This is a genomic window from Colwellia sp. Bg11-12, assembly GCF_014076955.1.
Taxonomy (GTDB): Bacteria; Pseudomonadota; Gammaproteobacteria; order Enterobacterales; family Alteromonadaceae; genus Colwellia_A.
In genome coordinates, this window is the sequence record NZ_JACGUZ010000078.1 from 1 (window position 1) to 25,539 (window position 25,539).

At 37.9% G+C, this 25,539-nt stretch carries 16 protein-coding genes; 10 read left to right on the forward strand and 6 right to left on the reverse strand.

The window, feature by feature from the left end:
* The 3 genes from H4J39_RS14925 to H4J39_RS14935 all read left to right on the forward strand — a co-directional run.
* A partial coding sequence (locus H4J39_RS14925; RefSeq protein ID WP_182229193.1) for a thioesterase domain-containing protein occupies nucleotides 1-1,143 on the forward strand: 1,143 nt, incomplete at its 5' end.
* A 42-nt stretch (nucleotides 1,144-1,185) separates the two neighbouring features.
* Complete coding sequence (locus H4J39_RS14930) at nucleotides 1,186-2,226, forward strand: TauD/TfdA family dioxygenase (protein WP_259368855.1); 1,041 nt, start codon at nucleotides 1,186-1,188, stop codon at nucleotides 2,224-2,226.
* 45 nt (nucleotides 2,227-2,271) lie between these two features.
* Nucleotides 2,272-3,885, forward strand: a complete 1,614-nt coding sequence (locus H4J39_RS14935; protein ID WP_182229194.1) for a cyclic peptide export ABC transporter — start codon at nucleotides 2,272-2,274, stop codon at nucleotides 3,883-3,885.
* A gap of 328 nt (nucleotides 3,886-4,213) precedes the next feature.
* On the opposite strand, the gene H4J39_RS14940 is transcribed toward H4J39_RS14935, so the two are convergent.
* Both H4J39_RS14940 and H4J39_RS14945 read right to left on the reverse strand, forming a co-directional pair.
* Nucleotides 4,214-5,008 carry a class I SAM-dependent methyltransferase gene (locus H4J39_RS14940; protein WP_182229195.1) on the reverse strand — a complete coding sequence of 265 codons (795 nt, stop codon included), beginning with the start codon at nucleotides 5,006-5,008 and terminating at the stop codon, nucleotides 4,214-4,216.
* On the reverse strand, nucleotides 5,008-5,721 hold the full coding sequence (locus H4J39_RS14945) for a DNA-3-methyladenine glycosylase I (protein WP_182229196.1): 714 nt from the start codon (nucleotides 5,719-5,721) through the stop codon (nucleotides 5,008-5,010). The genes H4J39_RS14940 and H4J39_RS14945 overlap by 1 nt, the downstream gene beginning before the upstream one ends.
* A 256-nt stretch (nucleotides 5,722-5,977) precedes the next feature.
* Between H4J39_RS14945 and H4J39_RS14950 the strand changes: the two genes are divergently transcribed.
* From H4J39_RS14950 to H4J39_RS14960, 3 genes are read left to right on the forward strand one after another with little or no spacing between them, the layout of a single operon-like run.
* Nucleotides 5,978-6,406 carry a hypothetical protein gene (locus H4J39_RS14950; protein WP_182229197.1) on the forward strand — a complete coding sequence of 143 codons (429 nt, stop codon included), beginning with the start codon at nucleotides 5,978-5,980 and terminating at the stop codon, nucleotides 6,404-6,406.
* A 40-nt stretch (nucleotides 6,407-6,446) separates the two neighbouring features.
* Entirely contained in the window at nucleotides 6,447-6,614 is a 168-nt protein-coding gene (locus H4J39_RS14955; RefSeq protein ID WP_182229198.1) for a hypothetical protein, read from the forward strand.
* 41 nt (nucleotides 6,615-6,655) lie between these two features.
* Nucleotides 6,656-6,910 (forward strand): S24/S26 family peptidase, encoded by a 255-nt coding sequence (locus tag H4J39_RS14960; RefSeq protein ID WP_182229199.1) that lies wholly within the window; start codon nucleotides 6,656-6,658, stop codon nucleotides 6,908-6,910.
* Between the two features lie 47 nt (nucleotides 6,911-6,957).
* Here H4J39_RS14960 and prlC read toward each other — a convergent pair whose 3' ends face one another.
* Entirely contained in the window at nucleotides 6,958-9,003 is a 2,046-nt protein-coding gene (gene prlC, locus H4J39_RS14965; RefSeq protein WP_182229200.1) for an oligopeptidase A, read from the reverse strand.
* Between the two features lie 322 nt (nucleotides 9,004-9,325).
* Here prlC and H4J39_RS14970 point away from each other — a divergent pair, with 322 nt between their 5' ends.
* Entirely contained in the window at nucleotides 9,326-13,852 is a 4,527-nt protein-coding gene (locus tag H4J39_RS14970) for an EAL domain-containing protein (RefSeq protein ID WP_182229201.1), read from the forward strand.
* Nucleotides 13,853-13,921: 69 nt separating this feature from the next.
* Nucleotides 13,922-15,277, forward strand: coding sequence for a glutathione-disulfide reductase (gene gorA / locus H4J39_RS14975; RefSeq protein WP_182229202.1), 1,356 nt, complete (start codon nucleotides 13,922-13,924; stop codon nucleotides 15,275-15,277).
* Between the two features lie 91 nt (nucleotides 15,278-15,368).
* Here the strand turns inward: gorA and H4J39_RS14980 are convergent, their stop codons facing one another.
* Nucleotides 15,369-17,396 (reverse strand): methyl-accepting chemotaxis protein, encoded by a 2,028-nt coding sequence (locus H4J39_RS14980; RefSeq protein ID WP_182229203.1) that lies wholly within the window; start codon nucleotides 17,394-17,396, stop codon nucleotides 15,369-15,371.
* Nucleotides 17,397-18,223: 827 nt separating this feature from the next.
* Between H4J39_RS14980 and polA the strand changes: the two genes are divergently transcribed.
* On the forward strand, nucleotides 18,224-20,977 hold the full coding sequence (gene polA, locus H4J39_RS14985) for a DNA polymerase I (RefSeq protein ID WP_182229204.1): 2,754 nt from the start codon (nucleotides 18,224-18,226) through the stop codon (nucleotides 20,975-20,977).
* 242 nt (nucleotides 20,978-21,219) lie between these two features.
* Here polA and H4J39_RS14990 read toward each other — a convergent pair whose 3' ends face one another.
* Complete coding sequence (locus tag H4J39_RS14990) at nucleotides 21,220-21,402, reverse strand: hypothetical protein (protein ID WP_220460066.1); 183 nt, start codon at nucleotides 21,400-21,402, stop codon at nucleotides 21,220-21,222.
* A 22-nt stretch (nucleotides 21,403-21,424) separates the two neighbouring features.
* Nucleotides 21,425-22,291 carry an SPFH domain-containing protein gene (locus tag H4J39_RS14995; protein ID WP_182229205.1) on the reverse strand — a complete coding sequence of 289 codons (867 nt, stop codon included), beginning with the start codon at nucleotides 22,289-22,291 and terminating at the stop codon, nucleotides 21,425-21,427.
* Between the two features lie 210 nt (nucleotides 22,292-22,501).
* Here H4J39_RS14995 and H4J39_RS15000 point away from each other — a divergent pair, with 210 nt between their 5' ends.
* The gene (locus tag H4J39_RS15000; RefSeq protein ID WP_259368856.1) at nucleotides 22,502-25,351 is read left to right on the forward strand and encodes a pitrilysin family protein; all 2,850 of its coding nucleotides are present in this window, start codon (nucleotides 22,502-22,504) and stop codon (nucleotides 25,349-25,351) included.
* Nucleotides 25,352-25,539 lie beyond the last annotated feature (188 nt).

Consider the following 25,539-nt stretch of genomic DNA (forward strand, 5'->3'; position numbering starts at 1 on the left):
ATCGATGTAAGCACCGACACCACTAGATATCTGCCACCAGAAACGAAAATGGAGTTAGCCGTACAAGCCATCTGGAGTGAGTTATTAGGACAAGACAATATTAGCGTCGATGCCAACTTCTTTGATATGGGTGGCCATTCACTATTGGCTATCAAATTAGTCTCAAACATTACTCGACGTTTACAGCAACAATTTAGTATCGCCCAAGTATTTGATGCCCCAACGATACACCTCATGGCAAACTGCCTAGAACAAGCCTCTGAACTGCCATTAACTGGCCAAGTTTTAACCAGTCCAGAAAATGATAAAAGTAAATCCCCACTATCACTCTCACAATCGGTTTTATCGCTCACTGAGCAAACCTTGGTTAAACTGCGCACGGGTGATGCCGAATTTGCTCCGATATTTTTTGTTCACCCGCTTGGTGGTCAGGTTTTTTGTTATCGAGAGTTACTACAAAACATTGACAGCCGAATCCCGGTATATGCATTTCAAAGCACAAATATGCGTCACCCAAGCCTAGAGGAATTATCAAGTCACTACCTTTGCCTAGCACGTCAACTTACTCCAATGGGCCAACTACACGTAATTGGGTGGTCTATGGGTGGGGTGATTGCGCAAGAAATGCAAAGACAAGCGATATTATTGGGTGACCAGCAGATAAATATTGCACTAATAGATTCATATCCAACACCTCATGACCTCAACTTTACTGAGCAACTCGTTTTAATCACCATGATGGCTGAAGAGATGGCTATTGATCTATCGACCCTACAGCTTGACAGCTTGCATGATTTAACTATTGATCAGGCTTTACAACTACTTAAGGAAATAGGTGTAACACAGCAACGCTTACCTGAAGACATAGAAGAGCATGACTTGGCCAAGCATTTAGCCATTTTAACTCATAATGACCAGTTATTTCACCAACACAAAATGCAGCCTAGCACTGGCCAAGGTTTGTTGATTGCGGCTGGCAATAATACACAGGTAGCCCATTGGCACAGACACATTAAACAACTAACGACAGCACGAATAGCTGGAAGCGATCACTTTAGTATCGTAGGAGCAAGTTTTAGTCATCAGCTCGCCAGTCAATTACAAGACATGTTTTATACGCCAAGCAGTTTCACTTTTGCTTAATAACTTTGATTACAACTAATTCTATAACTTAAGGAATATACCATGACTGAACAAGCACAAACTTATAATACAGCGCCCGAGCTACCACAATTATTAAGCAGAAATTTAACCGTCAGTGAAGATCTTGTATCGATTAGACCTATGTTTAAAGACAATATCTTCCCATTACTGATAGAAGCGCAACAGGCAAGCTCAAATCCGACCACATGGCTCGAAGAGAATTCCTCTGATGTTACTTATCACCTTAATAACCATGGCGCTTTATTGTTAAGAGGTTTTGATATTGAAAACGAAGAAGACTTCAGACGCGCAGCTGCTGAGTTTATTCCAACCTTAGCCCAATATATGGAAGGAGCAACACCCAGAACCGATTTAGGCAAAGGCACTTACACCTCAACTGAGTTTCCAAATGAGTTGAGTATTGCCCAGCACAATGAATTGTCATACGTAAAACGCTGGCCAATGAAAATTGCATTTTGTTGCATGATAGCAGCAACAGAAGGCGGTGCGACTCCCATCACCGACGTTAGGCAGGTATATAACTTCATAGATAAGAATATACGTGAAAAGTTCGAGCGCCTGGGCTGGATGTTGGTTCGCAACTATGGAAATGGCTTAGGTCCTACCTGGCAAAAAGCCTTTAACACTGATGATATTGAACAAGTAAAAACTTACTGTAAAGAATCCGATATCGAACTGGAAATCCTCAGTGAGCAGCAGATACGCACTCGCCAAATAAGGCCTGCTATTCATTCACATATTCACACTAACGAATCAGTTTGGTTTAATCATGCTGCATTTTGGCACCCATCTAGCCTGTGTCCCATTATCCGTAAAGAGTTGGTTTCTCAGTTTGGCGAAAATGCATTAACCTACAATACGCTTTACGGTAATGGAACCGTTATTCCAGATGATGTTATTACTCATATCAATCAAGCCTACGAAAAAGCCACTGTGGCCTTTCCATGGCAAAAAGGCGACTTGTTGTTAATGGACAATATGCTTATTTCACACGGACGTGATCCATTTAAAGGCGAACGTCGAGTACTGGTATCAATGGGCGAGCCCGTTTCACATTCATAGTCGCATTATTTACGGCAATTAAAATTTTTATTTGGAGTAAATTCCATGTTGTTTTTTTTCATTAAAAAGTTCAAAGGGATCATGCTGATTTCTGGTAGCCTAAGTATGCTAAGTGCACTGGCTTCTTTAAGCTTGTTTCATTTGATAGGTAATTCTGGTGAACAAGGTTTTACCAAAATAACCGCCGCTTTATATGGCGGTTTATGGCTATTTTTATTATGTAGCTCGATGCTAACGAGTTATGCGTTATCTTTCTTTACCTCAAAATCAATCAAAGAAGTTAGGAAGTCATTAGTCGATCGTATATTGCAGTCAGACTTTATGACACTTGAGAAAGCGGGTCGTTCAAAGCTATATAATGTGTTAACAAATGATGTAAATGCCATTTCTAGCGCATTAGCAGAGATGCCGGCGTTCATTTACAACGTGATTTTACTGGTAGCTTGTTTTGGTTATTTATTTTATCTGTCACCTTTTGTCTTTGCGGTATTGATATCAACGATAATAATCTCGGCCTTTTTTACCAGCTCGATTATGAAAAAAATAGGTAAAAATGCCAGCCTGATGCGTGCTAATCAAGATGATATGTTTGAAGGTTATAAAGGGATGTTAGAAGGGGCTAAACAACTATCACTCAATGCAGCAAGAAAGCAGCACTATGTTGAAAACAACCTAGATGTTCAGCTTGAAAAGCTAAAAGAAAGTGAGCGTCGATATGGTTTTTCTTGGGATATTAACCGCAATATTAGCCAGTCTCTGATTTTCCTGGTACTGGGTGTAGTAGTAGCAACCAGCCAATTTATGCAAACTTCGCATTTGGTCATGAGTTATGTACTTATTCTGACTTATCTCGCGGGTCCATTCGGCTACGTAATGGGGCTATGGCAATCAATTATTCGCGCTAAAGTATCATTGCAAAAAATCGAAAGCTTGGACATAGCGGTAAATAATCCAAACGACAAGGTTGTCGACTCAAGCAAACTAAACACAGATTGGCAGAGTATTAATTTTAAAGATATAGGTTTTCAATACGCCCAAACAGATAACCAATTTGTGGTTAGCCCAGTTAATTTGCAAATCAATAAAGGTGAAGTCATCTTTATTACCGGTGGCAATGGTAGCGGAAAATCTACTTTTTTACATGTGCTCTTGGGACTGTACAAGCCAACATCAGGCCAAATATCGGTAAATGATATGGTTTTGAATGAAGGCAACATCAAACAGTATGTTGCAAAAATGGCGATTGTACTGCCTGACTTTTACTTGTACAAAACCCTTCTCAACGAGAACGGTAAAGAAGCTGACAATGAAGCCGTACAAACTTTGCTTGAACGCTTTGATTTACAAGATAAAGTTGAATGTGATCAATACGGCTACAAGTATGTTGATTTTTCTATGGGGCAACGAAAACGCCTGGCCTTGATATCAGCTATTCTCGAAGATAAAGATATTTATGTTTTAGATGAGTGGGCTGCTGACCAAGACCCTCACTTCCGTCATGTTTTCTATACCCAAATCATTCCTTGGTTAAAAGCCAAAGGCAAAACCATTATCGCGGTGACACATGATGACAAATATTTTGATTGTGCCGACCGTCGCTTAAAATTTGACCTTGGAGAGATGCAAGAAATTCCAGTGGTGCATAGCCAGACGGCTTAAATCATAGGGTAAATAACAGCACAAATACCGTTTTAAATAAAAATGCCAGCCATAGAGACTGGCATTTTTTATTTGCGATTGAATACAAATCTGTGGCCAATTTTACTTGACCACTACATTGAGCTTTCACACATGACTATGTCATTTAATTTAGTGCTGGCAAGCTTAAAAATATTCTTATTTGCAGAAGACTTTCGTAAATTCCTTATATACACGTAAATCTACCTTGTAATAAACTTTCATAAACCGAACATATTGACATAGTATGAGTTTAATTTGACAAGGTATGGGTTTAGCGATAACGACTGTTTAAACTCGGGATACTAGGTTAATTGTTTTTAGGAATAGCCTGATTAACATAAACATCAAAACGATTCTTCTTCATTTTTATACTGGTTGAAGGCGTTTTGTTATTTAAGGGTGGCGCATAACTTGGGCGCTTAACCACAACGCGATATTTAGCTAACTTCAATGCTGGTTCAAGTAAATCATCTGCATCTAAGTCTTCACCGACAAGTGATTGGAATACGCGCATTTCTTTTTTCACTGCGGCCGACTTTTCTCGATGAGGGTACATCGGGTCAAGATAAATGACATCGGGCTGTTGGGTGAATTCCAATTCTTCAATTGTGGCAGCATGAACAAGTGACATCCGATTGGCAATATCACTGACTTCATTATTTAACTTAGCGCGTTCAAGACCATTTTCTAGTAATGCTGCAACAATGGGCATGCGCTCTTTCATGGTTACTGTACAACCTAAGGTAGCCAATACAAAAGAATCTCTTCCTAAGCCTGCGGTAGCGTCTAGTACATGTGGGGTAAAACCATGTTTTAGTCCAATCGCTTTAGCAATGTCTTGGCCGCGTCCACCACCAAATTTTCGTCGATGGGCAACGGCTCCATCAACAAAATCAACTTTAATACCACCGAGTTTGGGTTCATCAAGTTTGATCAGTTCCAGCTGCTGAAAATTTACCTGTAGTAAAAACAGTAATTGAGGGTGTGTAGTGGCTGAAGCGCTGTGGCCTATATAGGCTAGCTGCCATTTTTTAGCAATTTTTTTAGCTAAATCAACATCGGTTTTATCAACGTAACCTACGGCTATTGTAGATATATCCATTAATCAAACTCTACTTGAACATTGTTATCGCCGGTTGCATAGGCAACTAAGCGGCTGAGTTGACTCAGTGATAAGTCGCACTCACTTTGCCATTGATTGAAAGCGGCTTGAATAGCGGCTAAGCTTTTTTTACTTTGCAGCCCACCGTCAATTATTTTTTTCGCACGAAAATAAGCTTCAATGTCACGGGTTAATAAAAAGGTGTCTTTACCAATAGCACGTAAAGCATACGGCCCAGTATTACCGCCTAAGCGTTGACCATTTTTTTTCAAGTAATCCCATAAACCAATCATGTTATTACTTGGCCATGCCGCAATAAACTCAGCAAAACTATGGTGTGGGCTATTATCGCTATGTATTTCATCAAACATCATGTGTGCGTTCGCTTGAATAGTTTTTACTTTGTTGAAATTACGAATAATTCGAGCATCGGCTGCTTTACGCTCTTGCATTTCTTCGGGCATCATAAGTATTTTTGTCAGATCAAAATTAAAAAACATTTCTTCAAAGTTTGGCCATTTATTTTCGACCACCCGCCAAACAAAACCACTCTGAAAAATTTTTTTAGTAAAGGCTGACAAAATTCTATCGTCACCTAGTTTGGCGACTAAATTATCTTGTTGAGTATCACCTAGTAATAGGTTTAGCACAGCAGCACCGCCTTTACGTTCTGCGGCGCGTTGGTATAGAGAGTCGAATTTTTCTAAAGACATAAATTTTCTATTTAAGTTGCGATTACTTTTATGGGGGAAAATATTAACACAGTGAAAGTAAAAGGTGGAAAGCAAGTTACCGTTACCCCCCCATTGAGGCTACTTTATTTTTCAGATGATAAAATAATAGGGGACAGCCTAAAATACTCCTTGAAGATCTAATTGAGAATGATTATCATTAAGTTTGGCTGGTGGTTCACCACCAGAAGTACTAGTTAATTCAGTTTAAACTTATTTACACGGAGAAGGAAAAACTATGCGGCAATGGCAACGTTTATTGAGTGACGGTAATGAATTTTTTGATAATAAAAAATGGGTACAAGCGGAATATTGTTATAAAGAAGCGGCTTCATATCTTGATAATTTATGGGCAGTGGATGCCATGAATATTGAACTACTCATGGCATGGATAGGGACTTGTCATAACTTAGCTGTGCTCTATGAAACAAGGGGTAACCCCCAAGTTTCGTTAGAATACTTGTTGATCCCACATCATCGTATGTTAGCACTGAGTCAAAATAGTCAACAATGCGACGACATGCAACTTATCGCATTAAAAGCACTACAATTGACTTTTATGCCCGTACTCTTGTTTTCACGAAAATATTCAATTTGTAAAGAGTGTCAAAAAGGATTGAAAGAATTTAAAGCGCAACTTGATGAAAACCAAGGGACCGTCCATTAACGGAATGTCTGCTATAAAATAGGTAAATTAGGGGGGCACTATGCTATATCACTTAATTAAAAAATTAGATAATAAAGTCAATTTCGCCACTGTGGTGGCGCATTGTGGTATTTCTTCTCAAAGTTATGAGCCACTCTTAGTAGAAACAACCTTTGTGGTTCAATGTACTTATTCGCCAAATTTAGCGCGCTCTACATTAAATACATGACGTTTTTAGGCTTTAAAATTTGGAAAGTCACCGGACATAGTATGTTTCCGCGCATCCCTCAATATAGCTATGTGTTGGTGTGCCACTGGTGGAAGTACCTACAGATAAAACCAGAACAAACAATATTAGTTCATCATCGTCAATATGGGGTGATCATAAAAACGGTCGCATTAATTGATGGCAATGGCTTTATTTGGTGTAAAGGTGAAAACTTATCGAGTCTTGCTGTTGAGCAGTTTGGTCCGGTGAGCCGAAGCCAAATTATAGGGCGAGTACTGAGTGTATTTAAAAAGTGAATTCTCTTTAAATACGCTCAGTGTTTTACGTTAACTGACGGCGTTATTTATCCTTCAATACCACAGTGGCGAAGTAAGGCATCGATTTTAGGCTCACGACCACGGAAAGCTTTAAATAATACACTCGGTTCTTGTGAACCACCTTTTTCTAATATATTAGTGAGAAAGTCTTTACCTACTTGTGCATTAAAAATCCCTTCTTCTTCAAAACGGCTAAAGGCGTCAGCTGATAATACTTCTGCCCATTTGTAGCTGTAGTAACCTGCAGAGTAACCACCTCCAAAAATATGGCCAAAACTGTGTTGAAAGCGATTAAAGTCAGCCGCTTTCACTACCGAGTATTCTTCACGAACTTTATTTAAAGTCTGCTGAATATAGGCGGTATTTTCTTGTTCAGGTTGATAATCTCTATGCATTTTGAAATCAAAAATACTGAATTCTAATTGACGTAACATTTGCATCGCCGATTGATAATTTTTTGCCGCTAGCATTTTATCAAGCATTTCTTGTGGCAGTGGTTCACCTGTTTCATAGTGACCTGAAATAAAAGCTAATGCCTCTGGTTGCCAGCACCAGTTTTCTAAAAATTGGCTCGGTAATTCTACTGCATCCCAAGGAACACCATCGATACCTGAAACACCGCTCGTGTTAATTTGTGTCAGCATATGGTGAATACCATGACCAAATTCGTGGAATAAAGTCACCACTTCGTCATGAGTGAATAGGGCAGGTTTATTACCAATAGGCTTATTGAAGTTACACGTGAGGTAAGCAACAGGGTATTGAATGTCACCGTTTATTAATTCACGACGACTTTTACAATCGTCCATCCATGCGCCACCACGCTTATGGGCACGAGCGTATAGATCTAAATAAAAGCGACCACGTAAATTATTATTACTGTCGAATACTTCAAAAAACTTCACATCTTTGTGCCAAGTATCAATGTTAGCTATTTCATTGATCTGTAATCCAAATAAACGTTTAACAACTTCAAATAAGCCAGACACCACTTTGTTTTCTGGAAAGTAAGGGCGACATTCTTCGTCTGAAATAGCGTAACGGCTTTGCTTTAATTTTTCACTGTAGTAAGGCAGATCCCAAGCTTGTAAGTCTGTTTGATTAAATTCTGTTTTCGCGAATGCTTTAACTTCATTTAAATCTTGCTGGCCTTGTGCCTTTGATTTTATGGCAAGATTTTCTAAGAAGCCTAAGACTTCATCGGTTGATGAGGCCATTTTTGTGGCAATAGATTTTTCAGCAAAATTATTGAAACCCAATAACTGTGCTAATTCATGACGTAGTTTTAACAATTCGTTCATGATGTCACTGTTGTCAAATTCGCCAGCGTTAGGACCTTGGTCTGAGGCGCGACTAACAAAGCCACGATAGAGCTGTTCGCGTAATTTTGCATTACTAGAATACATCATAACGGGTAAATAACTTGGAATGTCTAAGGTGAACAACCAACCTTGCTTTTCTTGTTCTTTTGCCAATTCCGTCGCTGCTTCAATAGCACTATCAGGTAAGCCAGAAAGTTCGCTTTTATCAGTAATATTAACGCTATAAGCGTGTGTGGCATCAAGTAGGTTATTGCCAAAAGTAGAACTTAATTCTGATAAGCGGGTAACAATTTCACCGTACCGTTTTTTGTTTTCATCATTTAAGGCAATACCTGACAATTTAAAATCACGCAACGCATTATCAACCACTTTCTTTTGAGCTATGTTCAATTGCTGATATTCGTCGCTAGCAGCGAGTTGCTGATAGGCTTGATATAACCCTTGGTGTTGACCCACAAAAGTACCGTATTCAGATAAAAGTGGTAAACATGATTCGTATGCCTCACGTAATTTGTCACTATTAACAACCGAATTCATGTGGGATACCGGCGACCACAGCTTACTTAACGTATCGTCAGCTTCATCGGTAGGCATGATTAAATTAGCCCAGGTAAATGTTTTTTCTTCAAGCACTGCTGCAATCACTTTTTTGCATTCTGCTATCGCATGCTCAACAGCAGGCTTTATATGTTCAGGCTTTATTTGAGAAAACTGAGGTAAATCTGAAACTGTTAATAATGGATTGCTCATAATGCGGTCTTCTTTATTAAATGATGATGTAGATGTAAGACCTTAATAGGAAAGATTCAAGGTGTAGCGCTTTTTGTTTTCAATCTATTTTACTTAAAATTGACCACCTTAAAAAAATAAATGCTACTGTCTATGTTAATACGGTGTTTGTTATTGTTAATTATGCTCTTTATTTACCATTTTAGTTCGGATAAATATTTATTTTAATTGTATTTTACTTATACTAAAAATATATGATTTGTCTTCGTCATGAGTTTCTCGAGGTGTTATGTTTCGTTTTTTTGCTGTGAATTTCTTATGTTCACTTTTTTTACTGTGCGCTATGCTTTTCACAAATACTGCACAAGCAGAGGTGAATAATTTATATTTAGAAAACTTGTCAGTTGAGCATGGCTTGTCTCAAGGCTCGGTTAAAACTATTTTTCAAGATGATGAAGGTTTTATTTGGGTTGGTACTGAAAGTGGCTTGAATATGTATGACGGTTATAATTTTCGCAGTTTACCTGGGCCGGATAATGATTTTGACAATTATGAAACGTACCGAATTATTCAAGATAAAGACAAGCTACTTTGGTTCAACATCGTTGATAAAGGGTTATATACCTACAACAAAAAAATAGATACCTACCAAAAAATTCTAGAAACAGACCCGATAAATAAAAATTATTATATAGCGGATATGGTCGAGGGCAACAATAATGACTTTTTTATTGCCAGTGCAAAAACTATCATCGTGTATAACAAAATATCTCAAAAAAGTACGCGTCTATTAGATTTATCAAATGAGCTTACTGCGGTTAATAATATTTTCGAAATATTGTTACACCAAAACATCTTATATATTGCGACACGTGTTGGTGTTTTTGCGCTGAATATTGAAACTAAAGCATGGAAAAAGTTACCTGCCGTTACGTCCACTGAAATTAGTTCAGACAGCTTTAGTGCTGTTGGTGCAAATAAAGTGTACAACCTGAATATTAGTGCAACCAATGATCTTTATTTAGGGACAGACCATGGTGTTTATAGCTTAGCCGTTAATAAAGTGAATAATTATTTAGCAGGCGATTTTCAATTGCCTGCCTATAAAGTGATCACTGATGCAGTGTCAAGTTGGCAGCTTTATGCTGATGGCGATAATTTATACCAAGGCAGTCACTTAGGATTATCAGTCATTAATACCACCACCGACACCACCGAATTTCTTTTCTCATTTAATGAATTTTTTGACCATATTAAAAGCAATGATGTTATTTCTATTTTGAAAGACAAACGAGGTTCTTTTTGGTTAGGTTCTAGGGCAACGGGTCTGTATAAGTGGGATCCTAAGCGGAGCTTAATCAGTAATTACGGTTACAAAAAAGACAATGCAAAGAGTCTGACAGACAATGTTATTTGGTTTATTACTGCACTACGTAGCGATCCTGAACAGCTATGGGTGGGTACAAGAAATGGGCTTAATTTACTTGATACGCGTAACAAAAAAATATTGCACTATTTAACAACAAACAACCCAAAAAGCACTTTTAATATTAGCTATATACATGGTATCTATGAAGATTTACAGCAACGTTTATGGATTTCTACTGCAAAAGGCGTGGTGTTATTTGATATAGAAAGTAAAAAACTCATTGATATTCCGTACGACGATAAAGTGAAAGAACTCCTTGCGTTAGAGCAGTATTCTTTCTTTTATGATCGATATAATACATTGTGGAGTATTACGGAAAAAGGTGTCAATCGTATTTATCTGGCAACGGGAATTATTGACCCGCTTGATGAGATGAGCGAAAAAATAGCAGAAGACAAAATCTTCAATATTCTAGGCTATTTACCTAATAGTGACAAAATGCTTTTTGCTACCAATAATTCACTATGGTTTTTTGACCTAGGAAATCGCACAAATACACTTGTATATCAAGATCTTAATATTAAAGAAACAGAGTGGACCTTTATAGAAAGCTTAGCCTTTGATAAAAAAGGCATGCTTTGGCTTAGTTTTTCAGGCAAAGGGCTTGTTGGTTTAGACAGTAAAACGTACGAAAAAAAATACTTTTACCACAAAGGTAATTCTATTGTCGGCAATAATATCTATGGTTTATTGGCAGACCCAGAAGGTGACCTTTGGTATGCCAGTCATAATGGCATTTATATGATTGATATTGAAACACACCATATTCGTAACTTCGGTATAAGTGACGGATTAATCGGCAGAGAGTTTAATGGTGGCGCTTTCTATGAAATGGATAATCACAATTTTGCTTACGGTGCGATGAATGGCTTAAGTATTTTTAACCCCCTCAGCTTAAAGAAGAAAAATTATGAAGATCAGCTGAATGTTTATGCTACTAATATTAATGTTTTATCACGTGATTTAGCTTTACCTTTTGTGTTGAGTAATGATGATACCGTTCAATTAAATTATGATGATGTGGGTATTCGTATTGATTTCTCGCCATTAACATTCAACAACACGAATAACTTCCTGTTTGAATATAAGTTACATGGTGCTGATAATATAAGTTATCCATTAACCACTGAAAATCACATTACTTTTCCGAGCTTACCTTCAGGAGAGCATTCGCTGGTAGTGCGTATTCAATCAGCTGAAACTAAAAAATATTCTGAAGCTTTTGTTATTAACTTTGTGGTGCAATATGCTCCTTGGTCTTCGCCGCTAGCTTACTTAGTTTATGTTGTGCTCTTGTTGATTGTATTTATGCTGTGGTATGCAAAACGCCAACAAAATACGCGCTTATTACTTGCCGCACATGAAGAGGTAAAATACCGAGAAAATAGACTGCAGCTGGCACTAACGGGTAGTAATAGTGAAGTATGGGATTGGCAAAGCGATGATAACTTAATGTTCGCTAAACGCGCCTCTGAAGAATTAGGTTATAGCGACCTTAAATATTCTTATAGCTTTAAGAAGCATTTGTCGTTAATTCACAAAGGTGAACGTGAATTGTTTCATTCACGATGGTTACAATTTTTGGCTGCAGCTGATATTAAGACTAGCTTTTCATGTAGTTACCGAATGAAAAAATCCAATGGTCAGTGGTTGTGGTTTAAAGACCTTGGAAAAATTGTGGCAACTGACATTAAAGGTAAACCAACCAGAATTACTGGGGCATATACAAATATTACCCAGTCGTTAGCCGACGCCGAACGTGCTCACTTTTATGGTGAGGCCTTTAAGAAAACTAAAGATTGGGTCTTAATTATTAGTGACAACTTTAGCCGGGTAATCGCGAATGAATCTTTGCGTGAGGTTTTTGCTTGGCAAGATGAAGAGTTCGCTTTTGATGCGAAATTATTTGGATTAACAAACGATCGCTTTAGTTTTTACCAAACGTTATTTTCTCATTTAAAGGCTGGTGATGATTGGCGAGGTGAAGAGCTAATCAAAACGAAAGCTGGCGAAGAGTATCATGTTATTTTAACCGTGAGTGCGAGCCTCAATGAATCAACGAATAGCATTTATTTTGTTTGTATTTTTACTGATATTTCCGCGCAAAAACATGCGGAAAAAGAGCTTCGTTATTTAGCAAATTATGATTATTTAACTGATTTACCTAATCGTTCATTATTGCTCGACAGAATAAAGCATGCGATGGATTATTCTGCCCGTATGTCAGAGTCGATTGCTTTGTTTTTTATTGACCTAGACAGGTTTAAGCAAGTTAACGATTCATTAGGGCATGATTGTGGCGATTTACTCTTACAAGAAGTTACTAAGCGCTTAAAAGCAGTACTGAGAGTTGATGATACGATTGCTCGTATTGGCGGTGACGAGTTTGTTGTGCTTTTAGAGTCGTTTCGCGGTCATGGCCAACTGGGTCGCATTGCACAGAAAGTTATTACAGCGATTGGTGAACCGGTAACATTAAACGGCAATACCGTTAGCGTGGGTGCTAGCATCGGCATTGCTCTTTTCCCCGAAGACGCCAAAGATAGTGATGAATTACTTCGTCACGCCGATGTCGCTATGTATCATTCTAAGCAACTGGGTCGTAATACCTTTCAATTTTATACACCCCGTATGAATGTTGAAGCAAGCGAACGTTTATATGCAGAATCTACACTTAAGCTCGCTTTTGAAAACAGTGAGTTTGTTAATCACTACCAACCAATTGTTGATTCATACCAAGGTAAGGCGATAGGTGCAGAATTATTATTACGTTGGCAAAGCGGTGATAAACTTATTCCACCTGATGAGTTTATTCCACTTTCAGAAGACCTCGGGTTGATCATCCTTATGACCGAAGCCGCTATCTTACGCGGTGTCATCGATTTGAAAAAATGGCGAGCTATTCGTCCTAATATGTACTTATCGATTAATCTGTCTGTTCAGCATTTCCTTGAAGACAATTTAATTCCTTATTTGAAAGATATTTTACAAACACATAATTTACCCGCTGAAGCGCTTAAGTTTGAAGTTACTGAAAGTATGCTTATTTCTGATCCAGACAAAGCCATATCTACAATGAAAGCGCTTGATAAATTAGGTGTTGTACTCGCCTTAGATGATTTTGGTACGGGTTACTCATCATTATCTTACTTAAAAAAATTACCTTTGAAAATTTTAAAAATTGACCGGAGCTTTGTTTCGGGGATCGGTATTAACTCTGCTGATGAAGCCATTGTAGCGGCTACTTTAGTGTTGGCCAAAAATCTAAAAATGGTCTGCATTGCTGAAGGTGTAGAAAATGAAATACAGCTGAAATTTTTAGGCGAGAAACACTGTCATCTCATTCAAGGCTATTTGTATAGCAAGGCTGTCGAAAGTGGCAAAATAGAACAATATTTGCAAGCTGATGCCATTGGCATAAAAGTTAACAAACCAGAATAGATAAGCGGCTTGAATAACGGTAGGTTTAGCCGCATATATTATTAATACTCTTTTTCTAGGAATAAAAACATGACTCAACATTTTGACTTTCTTGCTATTGGTGCAGGAAGTGGCGGTATTGCTTCTGCAAATCGCGCAGCAAAACACGGTAAAAAAGCAGCGGTAATTGAAGCGAAGCAAATTGGTGGTACGTGTGTAAATGTGGGTTGTGTACCTAAAAAAGCCATGTGGTACGCAGGACAAATTGCCGATGCACTGCATTACTCTGCTGATTATGGCTTTAAAGCGCCGTTACAAGGTTTTGATTGGGGAACGTTAGTAAAAAACAGAGAAGCTTATATAGAACGTATTCATGCGGCTTATGCACGCGGTTTTGCGAGTAACGGTGTTACTGTCATTGATGGTTTTGCCAAATTTATTAATAAAAATACCGTAGAAGTCAATGGTGAGCACATTACAGCTGACCATATTGTTATTGCCACAGGTGGTCGTCCGAGCATTCCAAGTATTGAAGGTGCAGAGTACGGCATCGATTCTGACGGCTTTTTCGCATTAACAGAGCAACCTAAAAGTGTTGCGGTTGTGGGGGCAGGTTATATTGCGGTAGAGCTTGCTGGCGTATTTCATGCTTTAGGTACCACGTCACATTTATTAGTACGTAAAGAAAAACCACTACGTGGTTTTGACGATATGCTGAGTGATACGTTAGTTGAGCAAATGGCGAAACATGGCCCAACACTTCATACCCACAGTATTCCAACGCGTGTTGAAAAACATGACAACGGGCAACTGACTGTACATTTAGAAAACGGTCAATCGGTAGGGCCAGTTGATGCGTTAATTTGGGCAATAGGCCGAGAGCCTGCTACAGATAATATTAACTTAGAGGCTGCTGGTGTAGAAATGAATGGCCGTGGTTTTATTTCTACTGATAAATACCAAAATACAAATGTTAAGGGGATATATGCGGTAGGTGATAACACCGGCCGTGCTCAATTAACACCTGTAGCGGTTGCTGCTGGCCGTCGATTATGTGAGCGTTTATTTAACAATAAACCTGACGAGCATTTAGATTATTCAAATATTGCCACGGTTGTGTTTAGTCACCCAGTTATTGGTACGGTTGGCCTATCAGAAAAAGAAGCGCTTGCCGAATACGGAGTAGAAGAGGTTAAGGTTTACAATTCACAGTTCACTGCTCTATATCAGGCGATGACTGAAGATTATCGTGATCCTACGCGTATGAAACTTATTTGTGTGGGTAAAGAAGAAAAAATTGTTGGCATTCACAGTATTGGCTTTGGTAGTGACGAGTTGTTGCAAGGGTTTGCAGTTGCCATGAAAATGGGTGCGACGAAAGCAGACTTTGATAATACTATCGCGATACATCCAACGAGTGCAGAAGAATTTGTTACGATGAATTAATTGACCCGCTGCAATTAATATTAGCGTCATCTGAGATTATCTCATGATGACGCTCTATAAAACTGCACTCTTGTCGTAAATATCTACTCGTTTAAAGTGTAAACCGTTCTACCGAGCTTGTCAGCGAATGAGCCAGGTTACTCACATCTTCACTTCTTTTGTGCATATTGCTGGCTTCATTTGCATTTTTACTTGCTGCATCGGCTGTGTCATTCATTGTTTGCTCTATTTGTTCACTATAAACCAACTGTTCCTCTGCCGCCGTTGTTATGCTTTTACTCATTGAGTCAATAGCTTTGAGCGTTTCTTCAATTTGGTTAATGGCATGGCTCAATTGCTGACTTTGGTCAACACACTCACTGGCTTGTGTTTGACCTTCAGAAATAGCCTTAACCGCAATAGACGTGTCTTTTTGTAAATTATTAATCATCACTTGTATTTCAGCCGTTGATGCTTGAGTACGAGAAGCTAGTGATCTTACTTCATCTGCGACTACTGAAAACCCACGACCTTGTTCTCCTGCTCGAGCGGCTTCAATAGCGGCATTTAAGGCCAGTAAGTTTGTTTGCTCAGCAATGCCCCCAATTGTATCTAAAATGCTACCAATGCTGCGACTATGCTGGCTAAGTAAGTCCATTACTTCAACAGACTCACTTAATCGAGTGGATAGTTTTTTAATACGGTGGCTATTATCATTAGCAATATTATTAATGTCTTGGCTACGTTTTGAGGCTTCAGTGACGTGGCTTGCGGTAATGTCTGCTTCATCTTTTACCCTATTTGAACTGGCAAACATTTGTTCGGCGAGCTGTTTGGCATTATCTATTCGGGTTATTTGTTGAGTGGCAGATGCTGAAATAAATTGGCTTTGTTTGTTGGTGAGCCCCGCAGATTCATCAAGCGAGTGTGCGTCTTCATTAATCGTATTGAGCAAGTGAGTAAGATCATCTGACAACTTATTAATATTAGTAATAAGTACGCCAAATTCATCATCACTGCGTTTCTCCATGCGTTTTGATAGATTACCGCTGGCAATTAGAGCGAGTGCTTTGTTGACTGCTCGTAAAGGTCCAATCATCGCTTTAGTGGTGATATAAGAAATAAAGCTCGCCATAACAATAAAAATTAAGGCCAAAACTATTGCCAATGTTTTACCCGTTTGAATTTCTTCTTGCGCATTATTTTGAAAGTGAACAAAACGTTTATTGGCGAGCAGTACTAGTTCATCAAGTTTGGCATAGGTTAGGTTATAAGATTTTGTGGCTGCCAAGTAAGCTTCTTTGGCTTGATGCTTTAAGTCTATTGTTTGTAATTGTAACTGGTATAAGCGGCCAGGTTTATCGAGTGATTGTTGTATAACCGTAAAGTTTTTTCTGAAATTTTCTAGCACATCATCTGCCTTAAGGGGTTCGGCTTGATTTACTAAATAAGTAAAATTAGTCGCTATATTATTGACTAAAAAAACCATATCCTCTTGATGCTTAGTCACTAATTCAGTTAATTCAATGCGATTAAGGCCAGACATGGTATTGCCTAAAGTATAAAGAGAATCATCAATACGCGTACCGGTTCCTATTACTTCATCGAGTAATTTTTCTTGTCCTGTTGCTTCAATTATTTCTAAATCAAGCATTTGCGTGCTTGCTTGATACCGTGCATTTTCAAAGGCCTCAAAGTCACTTTGAAAGCTTACTGTTGCTTGCTGGTGTTCTATTTTCGCCAAAAACATTGCTTCAATATATGTGGTGTACTGCAGATATTGCATTTGCGCCTGCTTAAGGGCTAATTGCATTTTTGCTTGATCTGTTACTTTTAGGCTTAATAACTGCACTGTTTGTTGGTAATTTTCTTGGAGTAGACCAAATTGTTTTAAGCTTTCTTTTAGCTCATCAGTATCGGACTGTGTATAAGCAACCGCAGCTTGCTTCATCATCTTCAATAATTGGACTTGCAAGGCTCCACTTTGGTTCTGCACCGGAACTGCCAATGTTTCAACATTATTATTCGCGTCAGATATTTTATTTAATGAATAATAGAAGAAGCTACTCGCGGTTAATAATAATAGTCCGATTGTAGTAAAGCCAAATATGATTTTTTGTTTTATTGTAAGATTCAGCACTAATCAAGCCTTTTAATATGGTTGTTCATCCTTTGAGTGTAATCCTTTATTTACTTAATGTGATACAGATAAGTACTTTTATTAAAAATGTCCAAATAAAATGCGTTACCAAAAAATCAATTAAATATAATAACAGGGCGACCTACTGGTCAAAAAGGCATCCTTTTCTTCTTTGCGATAACAATATCATTGTAATGTTATCTACTCAACAAAGGTCTGACCAGGTAAATTTAAAATAAGAAAAAATTTCACAGTCTAGGTTATGAAATACGAAAAATGAAAATATTGTAAATATATTTAGGGGGTTTTTTTTAGCAAGCTTTTTTAGCGTAGCTTGAGTATAAATCTAAAAATTTTAGATAAACTAATTTTCATATTTTCACCTTGATAATCGCGCAAAGTCTTACTGTTATTCGCTTATGTTTTTTAGTTATTTAAAGCGTAAATATCTCACTAAAAATAATTTAATAATTGTCTGGTATTGAGGAGAAATTCTGGTACTCTCTTACATCGTTTATTTAAACAGCACAAAAAACACACAATTAATAAGATGCTGAAAACGTACAGGATAAATTTTTATCCACATAAATAAAAATAATAATAAATATGTAAAAAAGGAATTTTCAATTACCTTTTCCTATTAAAATCAATCTACTATGTAAACAAATGCCGCAACAGCCGTTTGGTTGTTATGGTTTTTCATGTTGTTTTCAACATACTTATCCACAATTTCAATGATCTTTCGAGACTAATTCTATAGATTAAGTGGAGAGAATGTACCGAGTATGGCATCCTTAGCCAAATTTCACTTCTAGTCACATACCACCATGACAAATTCTGCTTTATCGCCACTCATTTTAGTAGATGGATCTTCGTACTTATTTCGTGCTTATCATGTGCCATATTTACAAGCTTTATCGACAAAAGATGGACAACCTACCGGTGCGATTACCGGTGTCCTAAATATGCTAAATAGCCTGAAAAAAGCCTATCCAAATGGCAATGTTATTGTGATATTTGATGCAAAAGGGAAGACCTTTCGTAATGATATGTATCCTGAATATAAAGCTAACCGTCCATCAATGCCTGATGACCTTCGTACTCAAATTGCGCCAATACATGAAATTGTTGAAGCAATGGGTTTACCGCTATTAGTTATTGACGGTGTTGAAGCCGATGATGTTATTGGCACATTAGCAGAGCAAGCGAGTAAAGCAGGTATCGATACCGTTATTTCAACGGGCGATAAAGACATGGCGCAGTTAGTTGACAAGCATGTCACGCTTATTAATACCATGACTGACATGAAGATGGATGTCGCGGGTGTCATCGAAAAATTTGGCGTTCGCCCAGATCAAATTATTGACTACTTAGCGCTAATGGGCGATAAGGTTGATAATATCCCAGGGGTTAATAAATGTGGCCCTAAAACCGCAGTTAAATGGTTGCTCGAGCATGAAAACTTAGAAAATGTCATTGCTAATGCAGATAAAGTAAAAGGTAAAATTGGTGAAAATCTCCGTGAAGCGCTTGAATTTTTACCGCTTTCTTATGAATTAGCGACGATCAAGCTTGATGTAGCACTTGAGCAAACAGCAGAGCAATTAAAGCCAGGTGAAGCTAATATTGAAAAACTCACCGAACTTTATACTAAATATGAACTGCGCCGATTATTAGCTGATTTGCAAAAAGGCAATTCAGCTAGTTCGGTTGTATCAGAGAGTTCAAGCAGTGAAATTATTGAAGAAGATATACCTGTAGCAGCTACTATTGAAACTGATTATCAAATTATTTTCAATGAAGCTGATTTTACTTCATGGTTAGCTAAATTAAAAGATGCGGATCTATTTGCTTTTGATACTGAAACAACCAGTGTTGATTATATGAAAGCAGAGCTCGTTGGTTTATCCTTTTCTATTGAAGTAGGCACAGCCGCTTATGTGCCCTTGATGCACGATTACCTTGGTGCACCACAGCAACTCGATCGTGATTGGGTGTTGGCACAACTAAAACCCCTCTTAGAAGATAAAAGCCAAGCAAAGGTTGGTCAGAACTTAAAGTATGATGCCAATGTACTTTCACATTACGATATTGAAATGCAGGGTATTACTTTTGATACCATGATTGAATCTTATTGTTTAAATAGTGTTGCGACTCGCCATAATATGGACGCGTTAGCGACTAAATATTTAGGCTATAAAACGATCAGTTTTGAAGACATTACTGGTAAAGGTGTTAAAAAATTAACCTTTAATCAAATAGAAATTGATAAAGCGGGACCTTATGCTGCTGAAGATGCCGATATCACTTTACGCTTGCACCAAGCTATTTTTTCTAAATTGGCAAAGCATAAAGACCAGTTATCTGTATTTACTGATATTGAAATGCCATTACTACCTGTTTTAGCGCGTATGGAACAACACGGTGTCTTAATAGACTCTGATCTGTTGAATGAACAAAGTCATGCGCTTGGCATGCGTTTACAAGCATTAGAAATTGAAGCACATGATATTGCCGGGCAAGTCTTTAATCTGTCATCACCGAAACAATTGCAAAAAATACTGTTTGAAGAATTAAAAATTCCGGTTATAAAGAAAACGCCAAAAGGTGCGCCTTCGACAGCAGAAGAAGTGTTACAAGAACTCGCGCTTGATTACGCTTTACCTAAAGTTATATTAGAAAATAGAGGATTGAGTAAACTTAAATCCACCTACACCGACAAATTACCATTGTTAGTGTGTAAGTCAGGACGAGTGCACACCTCTTATCAACAAGCTGTTGCAGCGACGGGGCGGTTATCTTCGACCGATCCAAATTTACAAAACATTCCTATTCGTAGCGAAGAAGGCCGTAAAATTCGTTTGGCTTTTATTGCACCTGAAAATCATAAAATTGTTGCGATAGATTATTCTCAAATAGAGCTACGTATTATGGCGCATTTATCAGATGATCCAGGTTTAGTGGCTGCTTTTTCTGAAGGACGTGACGTACACAAAGCGACAGCAGCTGAAATATTTGATGTTGATTTAGCTGACGTTACTGTTGATCAGCGCCGTAGTGCTAAAGCGGTAAATTTTGGTTTGATTTATGGTATGTCTGCTTTTGGTTTAGCAAAACAACTTGATGTACCTCGTCATCGTGCCCAAGAATATATGGATAAATATTTTCAACGCTATCCTAATGTTATGGCTTACATGGAAGACACGCGTCAGCAAGCGGCAGAACAAGGCTTTGTTGAAACATGCTTTGGGCGTCGTTTGTATCTACCCGATATTAAAGCGAAGAATGCGATGCGCAGAAAAGGGGCTGAACGTGCCGCTATTAACGCGCCAATGCAAGGCACCGCAGCAGATATTATTAAAAAAGCGATGTTAGCAGTAGATGAATGGATACAAGCGCAGAATGATCCACGTATTAAAATGACAATGCAAGTTCACGATGAATTAGTGTTTGAAATTCATCAAGATATCGTTGATGAAACCACTGCGAAGCTTGTTGAAATTATGAATGGAGCTGTCGAATTAAAAGTACCGCTAATTGCTGAAGCAGGTATGGGTGATAACTGGGAGCAGGCGCATTAAACGTGTAAATTACTTTTTTGTAATTTAAAAACTAAAATGTAATCTAATTACATAATTTACTTTACAGAAGTAGAATAATCACTCTATAATGTAGTTGTTCCCTAGTGAACGCTTGTTGTAATAATTTGTATATTCTAGCTCTCCTCATAGCTAATCAACCGATGACTTTGTCATCGGTATTTTTTTACCTAAAATATAGTGAAATTACACTATGTAATTATATTTCAGTATATTTAAAAATGTTAGCTTTGTGGATCAATAATGGGCTCCACCACTTTGGGCTTACTTCGGCCTGACTTTCGCAAGGCATCACGCAGTACGTACTCTATTTGCGCGTTTAAACTCCGTAATTCATCATCAGACCAACGTTGCATGGCAGATAGTATTTCTTCATTAATACGCAGCGGGTATGCTTTTTTTGCCACAATATTCTCACTTTATTGACTATTAATATAAGCTTCCGGTATTTACTATCGGTTGAGCGGCTTCATCACTACATAAAACGACTAATAAGTTACTGACCATCGCTGCTTTTCTCTCTGCATCAAGCTCGACAATCTGACGCTCTTCTAATTTCGTTAAAGCCATTTCAACCATACCTACTGCACCTTCAACGATGGTTCTACGTGCAGCAATAATTGCCATTGCTTGTTGGCGCCTTAACATGGCATTTGCTATTTCTGGCGCATAGGCCAAATGACTAATACGAGACTCAATTACCGTTACACCTGCTTTTTCTAATCTATCTTGCACTTCAACTTTTAAAGCAGCAGAAATTTGAGTAGGATCGCTTCGTAAAGAAATATCGTCATCTTCGTGATGGTCATAAGCATAACTGGTGGCTAAATTACGTAATGCTGACTCACTTTGAATAGAAACAAAATCTTCATAATCATCAACCTGAAAGACAGCTTCGGCTGTATCTGTTACTTCCCAGACAATAACCGCTGCAATCTCAATGGGATTACCATTTTTGTCATTCACCTTAAGTTTACTACTTTCAAAGTTTCTGACACGTAAAGAGACCCGCATTTTTGTGTAAAAAGGGTTAGCCCAGCGTAAGCCTGAATCATGAACGGTACCCGCGTACTTACCAAATAGCTGCATCACTCGAGCTTCTTTGGGATTGACCATGAAAAAGCCAAACCAGCAAATGAAAATAGCAAGAGTGACCAGCAAACCAATAATAGCAAGAGTGACATTCTTATTTATTATGTTACTAACTAAGAAAGTAAAAGCACCGATCTGTGATGCCAGTAAAACAAAAATAAACATAATGCCATTAGGAGCTTTGATTTCTTTTTCTGTAATCATGGTATTCTCAGTAGGATTTTAACAAGTGATATCATTATGATATCACTATTGATTTTTTTCAAGTGTTCAAAGCGTGAAGGGTTAACAAAGAAGTAACAAAGTATTACTAAAATGAAATATCATTGGCAAAGGAACTAAGCAAATAATATATTGTACGTAACTATTGGCGCTGATTCTCAGTGCTAGGAAAAATCCACTAAGGAGCATAAATTGAAAAAATGGAGCATCCCACTGCTATTAACTTGTTTAGCAGCCTGTGAACAAACCACCCCAACAACGACGATGGCTGAAGCAACATTACCAGCAGGTGTTAGTTTTGTTGAGCAAGTAAAGGCAGAAGCGGGTAAAACCGTTATTCCTTATCAAAAATATACACTAAGCAATGGTTTGACAGTGATCCTTCATCAAGATGCTTCTGACCCATTAGTTCATGTCGATATGACCTACCATGTAGGTTCAGGTCGTGAAGAATTAGGTAAATCAGGTTTTGCACATTTTTTTGAACATATGATGTTTCAAGGCTCTGAAAACGTAGCTGATGAGCAACACTTTAAAATAATTACCGAAGCTGGTGGTACCTTGAATGGTACAACCAATAGTGATCGTACGAATTATTTTCAAACGGTTCCTGCTAACCAATTAGAAAAAATGTTGTGGTTAGAGTCTGACCGTATGGGGTTTTTAGTTGATGCGGTTACACAAGAAAAATTTGAAGTGCAACGCGAAACAGTAAAAAATGAGCGTGGTCAACGTGTTGATAACCGACCATATGGGCAATTAAATGAACGTGTTTCAGAAACACTATACCCAGCAGGTCATCCATATTCATGGCCAGTCATTGGTTTTATGGATGATTTAAATCGTGTAAATGTTAACGATTTAAAAGCTTTTTTCTTAAAATGGTATGGTCCTAATAATGCAACATTAACCATTGGTGGTGATATTGATGCTATGGCAACACTTGCGCTTGTCGAGCAATACTTTGGTTCAATACCTCGTGGCCCTGAAACGAGCATGCCTGAAAAACCTACATTTAGCCTAAACGAAGATCGTTATATTTCAATGGAAGACAATGTTCACTTACCTTTAGTTTATATGTCTTACCCAACAGTTTCTGTTCGCCATGAAGATGAAGCGCCGCTTGATGTTTTATCAAGTATTTTAGGTGGTGGTAAAACTTCACTGCTTTATAAAAATTTAGTTAAAAATCAACTTGCTGTTCAAGCTTCTGTAGGTCATCCGTGTGCAGAATTAGCCTGTACATTTACCTTGTTAGCTTTACCACATCCGGCATCAGGCAAGACTTTAGCCGATATTGAAAAAGTTATTCGCGACAGTTTAGTCGAATTTGAAGAGCGTGGTGTTCAAGACGATGATTTAGCGAAAGTTAAAGCAAGTATGGAAGCAAGCTTCATTTTTGGTCTGCAAAGTGTTGCTGGTAAAGTAAGTACACTTGCTGCTAACCAAACATTTAAAGGCGATCCAAACTATATCGAACAAGATCTTGCTCGTTATGCCAATGTCACTAAAGCTGATGTTATGCGTGTCTTTAAAAAGTACATTAAAGATCAACATGGTGTGATTATGAGTATCGTGCCAAAAGGTAAACTTGATTTAATTGCAGCGAAAGATAATTTCACTCCAGCACCACGTAGTCAAGGTGAAGCATCAAAAACTTCAGCAGACAGTTTAGTCGTGCGTAAAGCTCAAGATGATTTTGACCGAAGTAAAATGCCGATATCAAGTGCTAATAAAGCGGTATCTGTACCGACAATGTGGAACAAAACATTAGCTAATGGTATTAAAGTACTGGGTACGCAAAGCATTGAAACGCCAACGACATCACTCTTGTTAAAAATTCCTGCGGGTCATTACTACGCTGATAAAGAGAAAGCGGGTGTTGTTTCTTTATTGGCAAGTGTATTGAACGAATCGACCACTAAACGTAGTGCAGAAGACATGAGTAATGAGCTGCAAAAATTAGGTAGCTCAATAGCTATCTATGCAGGTACTCAATACCTTAATGTTAATGTGAGTACGTTAACAAAAAATCTTGATGCAACAATGGCGTTAGTTAACGAAAAACTTATGCACCCAGCATTTCTTGATGCAGAATTCGCTCGTAATAAGAGTAATGCTATTCAGGGCGCAATTAACAGTAAGAAAGATGCAGGTTACTTAGCATCAACCGCTTATCGTCAATTACTGCAAGCTGATAACATTGCGGCTACTTCAAGCCAAGGTTCAGAGCAAAGCATCAATAATGTGATGTTGGCTGATGTTAAAGCTTTTTATCAACAGCAAGTTAAACCGGCTAATAGTCAGTTAATTGTCGTATCAGACCTTAAAGAAAAAGCGTTAGTTAAATCACTTAATGTGTTTTCAGCATGGCAAGGAAAAGGAAAAAGCTTAGTATTATCGCTAGCTAAACCGACAACAAAAACAGGCGTTATTTATTTAGTTAATAAAGAAGGCGCAGCACAATCAGCCATTCGTATCGGTAAACGTTCTATCACACAAGATATTACCGGTGAGTATTACAAGTCATACTTAATGAACTTTCCATTAGGCGGTGCTTTTAATAGCCGTATTAACTTAAATCTTCGTGAAGATAAAGGTTATACCTATGGTGCTCGTTCAGGCTTTAGCGCAGACAAGTTTTCTGGTACTTTTACCGCTTCAGCTGAAGTTCGTGCCGATGTCACTGATAAATCAATTGTTGAGTTTGTTAACGAAATAAAGGGGTATCAAGCTGAAGGTATTACCGCTGAAGAACTCAGTTTTATGCGTAATGCTATTAACCAACAAGATGCTTTGGAATATGAAACACCACGTGCAAAATTAGGTTTCTTAGCACAAATTTTAGAACATGATTTGACGCCAAGCTTTGTTAAAGAACGTGCTGACATTGTTAAAATGATCAGTGCAGAAGAAATTAATGCACTAGCGAAAAAGCACCTAAACTTAGCTGATATGTTAATGGTTGTTGTTGGTGATGCTAAAACATTAAAACCACAACTTGAAGCATTAGGTTATGAAGTCGTTGATTATGAAATCTAATAACGTTTAGTTTATTCTCCAGTGATCACTAGAGTGTAAAGCTGAAGGGGGTACAATGATTTATCCCTAGATTTATAAAGAATAGATTAGATAAAAATTAACGAACAAAAACCTTAACTTTTTAGAAAGTTAAGGTTTTTTTATGTCTAAAATCGGCATAGGTTATAGTCAGTTTAGTTTAATCCTGT

Bases quoted from the DNA above. Each gene is read 5' to 3' on its own strand.
- H4J39_RS14930 (WP_259368855.1), top strand. From the start codon at position 1,186: ATGACTGAACAAGCACAAACTTATAATACAGCGCCCGAGCTACCACAA.
- H4J39_RS14935 (WP_182229194.1), top strand. From the start codon at position 2,272: ATGTTGTTTTTTTTCATTAAAAAGTTCAAAGGGATCATGCTGATTTCT.
- H4J39_RS14940 (WP_182229195.1), bottom strand. From the start codon at position 5,008: ATGGATATATCTACAATAGCCGTAGGTTACGTTGATAAAACCGATGTT.
- H4J39_RS14945 (WP_182229196.1), bottom strand. From the start codon at position 5,721: ATGTCTTTAGAAAAATTCGACTCTCTATACCAACGCGCCGCAGAACGT.
- H4J39_RS14950 (WP_182229197.1), top strand. From the start codon at position 5,978: ATGCGGCAATGGCAACGTTTATTGAGTGACGGTAATGAATTTTTTGAT.
- H4J39_RS14955 (WP_182229198.1), top strand. From the start codon at position 6,447: ATGCTATATCACTTAATTAAAAAATTAGATAATAAAGTCAATTTCGCC.
- H4J39_RS14960 (WP_182229199.1), top strand. From the start codon at position 6,656: ATGTTTCCGCGCATCCCTCAATATAGCTATGTGTTGGTGTGCCACTGG.
- prlC (WP_182229200.1), bottom strand. From the start codon at position 9,003: ATGAGCAATCCATTATTAACAGTTTCAGATTTACCTCAGTTTTCTCAA.
- H4J39_RS14970 (WP_182229201.1), top strand. From the start codon at position 9,326: ATGCTTTTCACAAATACTGCACAAGCAGAGGTGAATAATTTATATTTA.
- gorA (WP_182229202.1), top strand. From the start codon at position 13,922: ATGACTCAACATTTTGACTTTCTTGCTATTGGTGCAGGAAGTGGCGGT.
- polA (WP_182229204.1), top strand. From the start codon at position 18,224: ATGACAAATTCTGCTTTATCGCCACTCATTTTAGTAGATGGATCTTCG.
- H4J39_RS14995 (WP_182229205.1), bottom strand. From the start codon at position 22,291: ATGATTACAGAAAAAGAAATCAAAGCTCCTAATGGCATTATGTTTATT.